The organism is Peribacillus simplex, assembly GCF_001542915.1.
Taxonomy (GTDB): Bacteria; Bacillota; Bacilli; order Bacillales; family DSM-1321; genus Peribacillus; species Peribacillus simplex_B.
This window is the reverse complement of sequence record NZ_LNNH01000039.1, coordinates 95,179-106,051: the sequence shown is the minus strand read 5'-3', so window position 1 is coordinate 106,051 and position 10,873 is coordinate 95,179. Positions and strand designations below refer to the sequence as shown.

10 protein-coding genes are annotated in these 10,873 nt (G+C 43.1%); 5 read left to right on the top strand and 5 right to left on the bottom strand.

The features are described from left to right. From AS888_RS18545 to AS888_RS18535, 3 genes are all read right to left on the bottom strand, one after another. Positions 1 to 541: transposase (locus AS888_RS18545; RefSeq protein WP_185113132.1), on the bottom strand; the 541-nt coding region annotated here is incomplete at its 3' end. A 303-nt stretch (positions 542 to 844) separates the two neighbouring features. After that, positions 845 to 2,767 (bottom strand): heavy metal translocating P-type ATPase, encoded by a 1,923-nt coding sequence (locus AS888_RS18540; protein ID WP_061143628.1) that lies wholly within the window; start codon positions 2,765 to 2,767, stop codon positions 845 to 847. A gap of 337 nt (positions 2,768 to 3,104) precedes the next feature. Then, positions 3,105 to 4,271 (bottom strand): MFS transporter, encoded by a 1,167-nt coding sequence (locus AS888_RS18535; RefSeq protein ID WP_061143627.1) that lies wholly within the window; start codon positions 4,269 to 4,271, stop codon positions 3,105 to 3,107. Between the two features lie 190 nt (positions 4,272 to 4,461). On the opposite strand from AS888_RS18535, the gene cax reads away from it, so the two are divergent. Together cax and AS888_RS18525 are read left to right on the top strand one after the other, a co-directional pair. Continuing rightward, positions 4,462 to 5,520, top strand: a complete 1,059-nt coding sequence (cax, locus tag AS888_RS18530; RefSeq protein ID WP_061143636.1) for a calcium/proton exchanger — start codon at positions 4,462 to 4,464, stop codon at positions 5,518 to 5,520. 459 nt (positions 5,521 to 5,979) lie between these two features. After that, a complete protein-coding gene (locus AS888_RS18525; protein ID WP_061143626.1) occupies positions 5,980 to 6,792 on the top strand; it encodes a YfkD famly protein in 813 nt (270 codons plus the stop codon). A gap of 35 nt (positions 6,793 to 6,827) precedes the next feature. On the opposite strand, the gene yfkAB is transcribed toward AS888_RS18525, so the two are convergent. Then, entirely contained in the window at positions 6,828 to 7,955 is a 1,128-nt protein-coding gene (gene yfkAB, locus AS888_RS18520; protein ID WP_061143625.1) for a radical SAM/CxCxxxxC motif protein YfkAB, read from the bottom strand. A gap of 151 nt (positions 7,956 to 8,106) precedes the next feature. Here yfkAB and AS888_RS18515 point away from each other — a divergent pair, with 151 nt between their 5' ends. Both AS888_RS18515 and AS888_RS18510 read left to right on the top strand, forming a co-directional pair. Next, positions 8,107 to 8,295 (top strand): SE1561 family protein, encoded by a 189-nt coding sequence (locus AS888_RS18515; RefSeq protein WP_061143624.1) that lies wholly within the window; start codon positions 8,107 to 8,109, stop codon positions 8,293 to 8,295. Positions 8,296 to 8,576: 281 nt separating this feature from the next. After that, a complete protein-coding gene (locus AS888_RS18510) occupies positions 8,577 to 10,145 on the top strand; it encodes a fumarate hydratase (RefSeq protein ID WP_061143623.1) in 1,569 nt (522 codons plus the stop codon). A gap of 48 nt (positions 10,146 to 10,193) precedes the next feature. Here AS888_RS18510 and AS888_RS26195 read toward each other — a convergent pair whose 3' ends face one another. Beyond that, positions 10,194 to 10,331: a hypothetical protein gene (locus AS888_RS26195; protein ID WP_185113129.1), complete on the bottom strand. Its 138-nt coding sequence runs from the start codon at positions 10,329 to 10,331 to the stop codon at positions 10,194 to 10,196. 112 nt (positions 10,332 to 10,443) lie between these two features. Between AS888_RS26195 and AS888_RS18505 the strand changes: the two genes are divergently transcribed. After that, on the top strand, positions 10,444 to 10,629 hold the full coding sequence (locus tag AS888_RS18505) for a hypothetical protein (protein ID WP_061143622.1): 186 nt from the start codon (positions 10,444 to 10,446) through the stop codon (positions 10,627 to 10,629). The last annotated feature ends 244 nt before the right edge of the window (positions 10,630 to 10,873 follow it).

Sequence of the window (10,873 nt, the reverse complement as noted above, 5' to 3'; positions counted from 1 at the left end):
GATTGATTTCTTCTTGAAGACGTCCTTGATACGCTCGTGTTTCTTTACGAACGATTTTCTTTTCAAATTTCCGTTTATTCGCACTGGCTTTCACATGTGGGGAATCCACGAAAACGTGTTCTACACTTATTAACTTTTTATTAGCAGCTGTCATTAAAATGCGACAGAAAATCTGTTCAAACAGGTCTGTATCTTTAAAGCGTCGCTCATAATTTTTTCCGAACGTAGAGAAATGAGGTACTTTATCATGGAAACCATAGCCTAAGAACCAACGGTAAGCCATATTGGTTTCAACTTCTTCAATCGTTTTACGCATGGAACGAATACCGAAGGTATATTGAATGAAAGTCAGTTTAACTAAAATAACTGAATCAATACTTGGGCGTCCTACCTCTGAGTACATATCTTTCACCAAGTCATAAATGAAAGTGAAGTCAATGGCAGCCTCCATTTTACGAACCAAATGGTTCGGTGGCACCAGTTGATCTAAAGTAATCATTTCAAGTTGATCTCGCTGAATAGAATCATGTTTAGAAAGCATCCTCATCACCTCAAGTTTTAATCCTTCAATTTTAAAACAAAAATGACTCCAGTAAAAAGTGTTCTATCTAAAAGGTAAGACAAAGTTGATTGGAACGGAAGGTACGAGACTCCTGCGGGAAAAGCGCGTCTAGGGGAGACCCCGCAGGCAAAGCCGAGGAGGCTCCCCGACCGCCCGCGGAAAGCGAGTGCCTGGAGTGGAAATCAACGTCTAAATTGTACAGGCCATAAAAATAGACAAACTCGATTTTCATCGAGTTTGTCTACAGTCTGAAAAAAGGAGCCTTGGGGCTCCTTTTTTTAGTTAGTTTCTCAATAGCCTTAAGCTATTCAGGATAACGAGAATCGTGCTGCCTTCGTGACCGATGACGCCATAGGGCAGGTCTAGGAATTGAAGGAAGTTGGAGGCGATCAGGATCATGATGACTGAAATCGAAAAAATGACGTTTTGTTTGATGATGCGATTCATTTTTTTTGATAGCTTGACGGCTTCAGCAATGCGGGGCAGGTCATTCTTCATCAGGACGACATCCGCTGTCTCCAAGGCAACATCCGTCCCTTCACCCATCGCAATTCCGACAGAAGCGGTTGCTAATGCAGGTGCATCATTGATCCCATCCCCAACCATGGCTACAGTGCCGAATTGCTCTTTCAGCCTTTTCACTTCATGAACTTTCGTTTCAGGCAGGCATTCCGCGATATATCCATCAATTCGGCTCTCTGCAGCAATCGCCCTGGCAGTCTTTTCCCCGTCACCTGTCAGCATCACTGTATGGATGCCTTCATTTTTTAGAGCCTCGATGGCGGCGATGGTTTCTGCACGCACGACATCCTTCAAGGTAAGTATACCTGCAATCCCTTTGTCGTCTTTTGCATAAACGATCGTCTTTCCTTGTTCCGCCAATGTCAGTGCAATGCCTTCGTTGAAATTTTCAGCTTCAGTTCGGCCGACGAAATCAGCTTTTCCGATTTTCCAAAGCACACCGTTGAGATAAGCTTGAACACCGTTACCTGAAATATCTTCCATATTTTCTGGTTTAATGATGTCAGTGGCCAATTTTGGTTTCGCATAACGTACGATCGATGTTGCCAGTGGGTGGTTCGAATAATTTTCGACGGATGCAACATGGAACAAGAAATCCTCTTCAGTCAAACCTTCACGGATGATGACATCGGTTACTTCTGGCTTTCCTTTTGTCAATGTGCCGGTTTTGTCTAAAGCGATAGCCTGAAGGTTACCCAGATTCTCCAAATGGATACCGCCTTTAAATAATATGCCATGACGGGCACCGTTTGAAATGGCGGATAAGGTAGCGGGCATAATGGAAGCCACAAGGGCACAAGGTGAAGCGACAACAAGCAGGATCATCGCCCTGTAGAAAGTTTCCGTCCAGCTCCAAGCCAATAAGAAGTGGGGCAGGAACATCATCAAGCCCACCACAGTCAATACGACCTTTACGTAAGTTCCTTCAAACCGTTCAATGAACAGCTGTGAAGGGGACTTTTCGCTCTGAGCCGATTGCACGAGAGTAATGATTTTTTGAAATAAAGTTTCACTTGCTGGCTTGGTAATTTCCACGGTAATCGTGCCACGAAGATTCACCGTTCCGGCAAATACCTCATCATCCAATGATTTACTGACTGGGATTGATTCACCAGTGATGGCGGCTTCATCGATATTTGTACGTCCATCAATGATTTTTCCGTCCGATGGCACTCGCTCCCCTGGTTTAACCAAGATCAAATCCCCGATATGAAGCTGGGAAACGGATACGGTTTCTTCATATCCGTTTGTGATGCGCAGTGCTTCTTCCGGCTGCAGATCCATAAGAGCTGATATTTCTTTATGGCTTTTATTCATCGTGTACGTTTCGAGTGCACCGCTTAAAGCAAATATGAATATCAATATCGCGCCTTCGGTCCAATAGCCAATGATTGCCGAACCGATGGCCGCTAGAATCATCAGCATTTCAACATTCAGTTCGCGGTCGGCAATCGTATCTTCGATGCCTTCTTTTGCTTTGGCATAGCCGCCAATCAGGAAAGAGGCCAAGTAAATGGCGATGGAGGTGGATTCCATGCCATTCTTTGAAAGGACCCAGCCCACTACTATCAATAAACCGCTGAATAAAGCAGCGATAAGTTCCATATGTGGTTTTGCCTTTTCCAACCAGGTCGTTTTGCATGCCGCCGCCGGTTGGGTTAATTGTTTCGTTTCTGTAATCATAAAATTCCCTCCCACTTTTCTTCTCTATTTATGTGTAATTGATATAGATTATCATTAGCATCCTGTCTAATTGAGAAAGATAATCAACGTCATTTTTCTCCGTAAAATATGAAAGCTGCCATCGGAATTGTGATGACAGCAATGTTTTTAAGGGTTTCTTGACGCGTTGTTCATTTTGATAATATTATAATACCACATATCCTATTCGAAAATAAAGAAGAATGATTCTAATGTAGGAAAAAATATAAAGTGTTAGTGATTGCAATCTGAAAGTTTGATTGTTAAATGGTGTATGACGGTTGAATAATAAATGAAGTAGTTCAGATAATAAACTAAACTACATGTCTTTTGCAGGCAACTTTTCCTTGAAAATAGCCAATGCAAGGAAGACCAGGAAAAGCATGATACTGATCATGTAGAAAAAATCCCCACCCTGTGAATGCTCGATGATAAGGCCGCCAAAGAATGGACCGCCGATGCTGCCAAGACTATAAAAGATACTGCATAACAAATTTCCTGCAGGTAAAAGATTACGAGGCAATAAATCTGCCATATAACTGATACCTAGCGAGAAAGTCGAACCGAGCATCATTCCGCCAAGCATAAAGCAGAGGAAAAGGCCGAGCACGGAATGGGAGTAGAGTCCTGCTATAGTGAATATGGTGAATCCTGAAAAAATGATGAACAGCAGCGTCTTTCGCCGTCCATATCGATCACTGAGCATACCAATCGGAATCTGTGTAAGCAGCGTACCTCCTGAAAATGCCGGAATGATAATCGACACGGCGGTTAAATCGATTCCCGATCGCAATGCGAATACTGGAAAGTTGCTATTCAATGAAGCTTCGAGCACACCAAACGTGAATGGCAATAAAAAAGCAACCCAAGCGATGCGGCTCACCTTCGTAAACCTTTTGAGTGTGCCAAGAAATGACGCGTTTTCTAATTCATCCTGTTCAGGAAGCTCATTTCTAATCAAGAAAACGGTTAACCAAGTGAGCAGGCTGATTATGGATGTGATGATGAAAGGTAATGATTGATTGAACTCGAGAAGCTTCGTCATTAGCGGACCAACCATGAAGCCAAGGCTGAAGAAAAGGCCGTAAATGGCAAGATTCCTTCCTCGCTTCGCTTTTGGTGAAATAGCGGTGATCCAGGTCTGGGTGGCAAAGTGAAGTGTATGATCGCCGATGCCGATGAAGAAGCGCAGGAGGAACCAAAACCAGAATGATTCCCATACAGGAAATAGGGCCAAAGAAAGGATGACGGTCGCTCCCCCAAATATTATCAATGGTTTATATCCATATTTACGGAGGGGCGCTTCCATAAATGGAGAAATTAACAGAATCCCAATATAAAGCGAGGCAGCATGAAATCCGTTTAAGGAAGAGCTGATTCCGTCACTTTCAAAGATGATGGCAATGACCGGCAAGAGCATTCCTTGAGAAAAACCCGATATGCCGACAATCAAGATTAAAACACGTATAAGCAGTTTATGATTCATATATTCATGTCTCCTAAGAAATGTGTACCTTGTTGATGTTACATCCTAAGGACAGGGTTAAGCAATTAAATTTTGGGTAAATATTGACAAGAAGGAGTGCTGTGATAAAATTTTCCTTTGGCAATGACGTAAGATTATGTATGATTGTTTTTGTTATATAAAAAGTACATATAAGATTGTGAGGAGAAGTATCGTGAATAAAATATTTTTGGGACTTGTCGTACTGGGTGTCCCTTTATCCGTCATTGGTTCTTTGCTGCATTGGCCAAGTGTAATCATGTTCATCGTATATTGCTTGACGATCATCGCGCTTGCAGGATTCATGGGAAGGGCGACAGAAAGTTTAGCGATTGTCATGGGGCCGAGGATAGGCGGGCTCTTGAATGCTACCTTTGGTAATGCAGTCGAATTGATCATTTCCATCTTTTCTTTGAAAGCGGGACTTGTGGGGGTCGTACTGGCTTCTTTGACGGGTTCGGTTTTAGGAAACCTGTTGTTGGTGGCGGGATTATCCTTCTTTATCGGTGGTACCAAATACAAACGGCAGAAATTCAACGTTTTCGATGCGAGACATAATGCGGGGTTGTTGATTTTCGCTGTTATTGTGGCCTTCGTGATCCCGGAAGTATTCACACAAAACATGAGTGAAACAAGCACCATGTCGTTAAGTGTTGGAATCTCGATCATTTTGATTTTATTATACCTTGCTGCATTATTCTTTAAATTGGTTACTCACCGCGGGGTCTATCAGCATAATGAGAAAAAAGAGGAGCATGAAGATGAAGTGCCGGAGTGGAGCAAGAAGAAGGCCATTATCGTTCTTGCCCTTGCTACTTTGGCTGTTGCTTATGTATCGGAGAAACTTGTCCATACGTTCAGCGAAGTGGGGGAAACCTTCGGATGGACGGAGTTATTCATCGGTGTCATTATCGTTGCGATTGTAGGTAACGCAGCTGAGCATGCATCCGCCGTTATTATGGCGTATAAAAATAAAATGGATGTCGCTGTGGAGATTGCGGTCGGCTCCACGCTTCAAGTCGCGATGTTCGTAGCGCCTGTACTCGTGCTGATTTCGTTAATGTATCCGACGCATATGCCGCTTGTTTTCACATGGCCAGAGCTCATTTCGATGGTTACGGCCGTCTTTTTGATGATCATGATATCGAATGATGGGGAAACGAACTGGTTTGAGGGGCTAACGCTATTGGCTGCCTATTTCATTATGGGCATTGGCTTTTACTTATTATAGGAATACAAGGCCTTCCAACGCGGAAGGTCGTTTTTGTATAAATAAAAATGACTCTGCTCAGGTTAGATTTAGCAGAGTCATTTCTATATTAGTAAATTACCATTCATAAGTTATTCCAAAATTTTTCATCATGCTTTGTGAAAGTTGAGAAATATTCTAGAGTGTTACACCATCCTTTTACATCAGATTTAAGTATTGGCGATTTCGTTTTCTGTTATCCTTTAAAAAGGTGTCATGGATTGTTCGATAAGCATACCCCCTGAATGTGTAATAGGTATGAACGATTTCGCCTCCTTTTTATAATGTAAATGAAGTATAACAGATACCGAAAGAAAAGTAAATATTCTGAACTTTACAAATGCATTACAAAATCGACATTCGATTGAAATGTATAATATGCTGCCTAAAAACAAAATCTATAAACAAAATGATTGAACCCTTGAAAAGGAGTGCGACAGCATGAGAAGAATAATTCTTTGTACGATGATTGCGCTAATTGCTTTCATTCAGGCGAATGTTAGCTTTGCGGCCGATAAACCGGGAGATAAGGCAGCTCCGACTAAGGTGAATATCCCGCCTTCCGTATTGAATATTGCCAAGGAAAACACATACCCTAACTCGACGCAAGATCTTCCGATGCTGCAGCCGAGTAAGTTTGCCGAACAATTGATCGATTCGTCTGATATCAAGATTGAAAATCCAGAACTTATCCATATGTTGAATGAATCGGCAATTGCAAAGGCTCCGCTTGCTTTTGGTTACAGGGCGACCATTTATCTTGGTCATTGGGCATTGAATTATGAGTCATCGGAAACGGCCCCGAACTGGGAATATCAAAAGATCAATATGAATTATTATGATAATCGGGGCGGGGAAGTCCCATACAGGATCCGTTATGTCCAGGAAAGCCAGAAGGTAGTAAGCGGAGGTTTGACCGCTAAAATCCCGAAGGCCGAGGATGTCCAGAAGATGATGCTCTTGAAGGCTACGGAAAAGACGAATTTGCCATTGGCCTTCGAAACGATCATCGGAGCTGGCACGAAAAAGGATGAAGTATACAATGTGGCTTCGAACAGGATCGGTTACTTATCCAGCTATGCCTCGGCAGTAAATGAAAAAGGCAAGGTCACTTATGGGGAAGTATATTTGAACTTGAAGGGCAATAAAAGAACGATTACGATCAAGAACATCACTTCACAGGGCATCGGGGCCTGGATACCGGTTCAGGACCATGTTTCCTTCAGCTTCACCGTATCGCAGCAGCCTAGGTAAATGAAAAGAACTCGCCTTGATTGGCGAGTTCTTTCTCATATGTTTGAGCTTCTTGTCCGGAAGTCTTCCTTCGGATAATAGGCGTTTTTGACGAGAACGTTAGGACCCAGGCATTTGACTGCCGGGCAGTGGCAGTTCAATTCATTGGCCAGTCTCGAATTCATCCAGGTGTCATATGATTCGGTCAATGGCTGGTCTTTAATATTACCCAAGGTCGGCGCATCGCCGAAGTCGGTCACGATGACTTCACCCGTAAAAATGTTGATATTCAAGCGTGACCGTCCATCAGGGTCGTTGCGGACTGTCACTTTATGCGTCCCATAAAGGCGCTGAAGCAGTTCTATATCCTCTTTATTATCATTACAAGGATAAAATGGCAATGTACCGAAGAGCATCCAGACATTTTCATCACGGATATCAAGCAAATGATGAATCGCTTCCCGCATTTTGTCCAAGGATAAAGTCTCAAGAGCCGATGCGAAATCACTCGGATACATCGGGTGTATTTCATGCCTTTGACAGCCCATTTCATCAACGATCTGTCTATGGATATGCTCAAGATGCGGCAAAGTCCGTTTATTGAGCATCGTTTCTGCCGACACCAGTACACCAGCTTTTGTGAGGGCACGCGAGTTTTCAATCATTTTATCAAATAATTTCTTACGCTGTTCCCGTGATGGTTTACGATCCATCATGGCGAAGCCGATATCAATGAATTCATCAATCGTTCCCCAGTTATGGGAAATGTGCAGCACATCCAAATATGGAATGATTTCCTCGTACCGTTCCAAATCAAGGGTAAGGTTGGAATTGATTTGTGTCCGCACTCCCCTGCTTCGGGCATATTTCAATAGAGGCAATACATAATTCCTGACTTGTTTCCTTGATAGCATCGGTTCCCCGCCTGTTATGCTGAGTGAGCGAAGCAAAGGGATTTCATCAAGCCGTTGAATCAGCAATTCCAAAGGAAGGGCATCCGGGTCTTTTGGCTGCAGGGTGTAGCCGACAGCGCAATGCTCGCAACGCATATTGCAAAGGGTTGTGGTGGTGAACTCCACATTGGTCAAATTGATCTTCCCATATTGTTCAACGTCCATATATGCTTCCCAAGGATCATACTTGGGTGTAATTGGTGTTAAAAGATCTTGCTTGATTATTGACATGTATTAAAACTCCTTACGTAATAGTGCACTAACTCATTATGAACAATGCGGACAAAAATTGTCAAATGGCGAAGAGCTGCATTTTAGCTTGCCATTGCACTTTCATGCAGATTTCGTTACGATGATATGGAGAATGGAAGGAGAGTGCCTCATGGGAAAATCCATTACAGGTAAAAACGAACAATTAACTTATTTAAAAGAACGCCTCACGATGTTTATGGAGGTTTTGGACCATATCGAACCGGAAAATACGGAATTGGAAGATATAGACCGCTTGATCGGCATGTTAGATGATTTGGAAGGGAAAGTCGAACAATTCAAAACCCGCGAGGAAGAATGATATCTGTTTCGATAATATGATGTTTTCGATATTTTTATTCATGGAGGGATGGCAGCAACATATGCCATCCCTTTTTCGTTGATACAAACATTGATTTGTACTGCATTTTTGCATTCTGTTATTTCGTTCCATGATTCATTTACCGCCAAAATGGCTTTTCATTAAGAAAAACAATTACTTGTTTTCGAAAGAATATGTTAGATGTATAATAAAACGGGTGTTGTAACAGAGAAGCAGGGAAAAGTTTTAAATATAGGGGAAATAAGAGGGGGAAGAGAAATTTGGATATTCAAAAATTCCAAGAAAGTATGTACAGCCTTATCGTTGAAACTTCAACGAATCTTCCAAAGGATGTTCGTCGGGCAGTCAAAAACGCTAAGCAACGTGAAAATGCTGGTACTCGTTCAGCCTTGAGCTTGGATACCATCACCAATAATATTACGATGGCTGACGACAATGTATCTCCGATTTGCCAAGATACAGGTCTGCCGACTTTCAAAATTAAAACTCCAGTTGGCGTGAACCAACTTGAAATAAAAAAAGCGATTCGAAATGCCATCATTTTAGCGACGAAAGGCGGAAAGCTTCGTCCTAACGCCGTTGACTCCCTATCGGGTGAAAATAGCGGGGATAACCTTGGGGAAGGTCTTCCTGTCATGAAATTCGATCAGTGGGAAAAAGACTACATCGATGTCCGCCTGATTTTAAAAGGTGGCGGATGTGAAAATAAAAATATCCAGTACAGTCTTCCTATGGAGCTTGAAGGATTGGGAAAGGCAGGCCGTGACTTGGACGGAATCCGCAAATGTGTCCTGCACTCCGTCTACCAAGCACAAGGACAAGGCTGCAGTGCCGGCTTCATCGGTGTAGGTATCGGGGGGGACCGTTCATCCGGATATGACTTGGCTAAAGCCCAACTTTTCCGCAGTAATGAAGATGTGAATCCGAATGAAGATCTTCGCAAGCTTGAAGAGTACATCATGGAGACAGCCAATGAGTTGGGAATCGGAACGATGGGCTTTGGCGGCGAAACCACGCTGCTAGGCTGTAAAATCGGTGTCATGCACCGCATTCCGGCAAGCTTTTTTGTTTCCGTTGCCTACAATTGCTGGGCATTCCGCCGTTTAGGAGTGAAAGTGAACCCTAAAACAGGTGAAATCAATGAATGGTTATATCAAGAAGGCGAAAAAATCGACTTTGCTCTAGAAGCTGAAAAAGCGGCTAAGGAAGAAGTGGCGGCAGCTGTAGAATCAGACGTTGAAGCTCCACGCGAAATCACCTTACAAGCACCCATAACGGAGGAACAAATTCGTGAATTGAAAGTGGGGGATGTAGTTCATATTAACGGCAGGATGTATACCGGCCGGGATGCCATCCACAAGCACTTATCTGAAAACCCTGCCCCAATTGATCTTGATGGTCAAATCATCTATCATTGTGGACCGGTCATGCTGAAGGATGAGGAAGGTAAATGGCATGTGAAGGCTGCAGGACCGACAACAAGTATTCGCGAAGAACCTTACCAAGGCGATATCATGAAACGATTCGGCATACGTGCCGTTATCGGCAAAGGTGGAATGGGACCAAAAACCCTAGAGGCACTAAGTGAACACGGAGGTGTTTATCTCAACGCAATCGGCGGCGCTGCCCAATATTATGCAGATTGCATCAAATCCGTCGAAGGTGTGAACTTCACCGAATTTGGCATTCCAGAAGCGATGTGGCATCTGAATGTCGAAGGATTCACAGCCGTTGTTACCATGGATTCACATGGAAATAGCCTGCACAAAGATGTTCAGCAATCTTCATTGGAGAAGCTGGCACAATTTAAAGAAGCAGTATTTAAATAAATATATGGAAAAGACGCTCACCAAATCGGCTGAGCGTCTTTTTAGACTTTATTCCTCTATATCAGGCAATGGATCGACCTTTGTTGAATCCTCTAAATTCAAACCACTATTCACAAAATGAACAAACAACCCTGCACCTAAGCCTAGACCACCAACGAAACCCAACGTAATTACCCATTCAAGCATGTCTTCCGCCCCCTCCGTACATGTATATGAAAAAAAAGGCGATAATTGCCTCTGAAAAGTACAATCTTTTGGAACGGACGCACATACATTAATAGAGAAAGGGGGGATTTTCATGCAGAATAATTACTTCTTATTCTTTATTGCCATGCTAACCGGTTTTGCTTTCATCCAACTTCCTGTAGCTGGTACCATTTTCTCCGGTCTTGAAACATTCCTAGATGTAGTCGGAATTGTAATCGTTATCATTTTCGCAATTGCCATCGTCTGGAAGGCGGCACAGGCGTTATTTAAAGGATAAAAAACAGGGGGGCCAATCCTTTTTGGAGGAATGGCCCTTTTTTTGTTCAATCAGATTTGTATGTTGGATTCGCACCCAGGTCGGAAAAACCGAAAAGAATCCGTCCGTCCTGCGAAGAATTCGGCCAAACATGGAAAGAATCCGTCCTACTCGCGAAGAATCCGACCAAATCGGGAAAGAATCCGTCCGTCCCGCCAATAATCCGTCCAAACGCGAGGGAAAATCGACCAACGATAGCATGCAT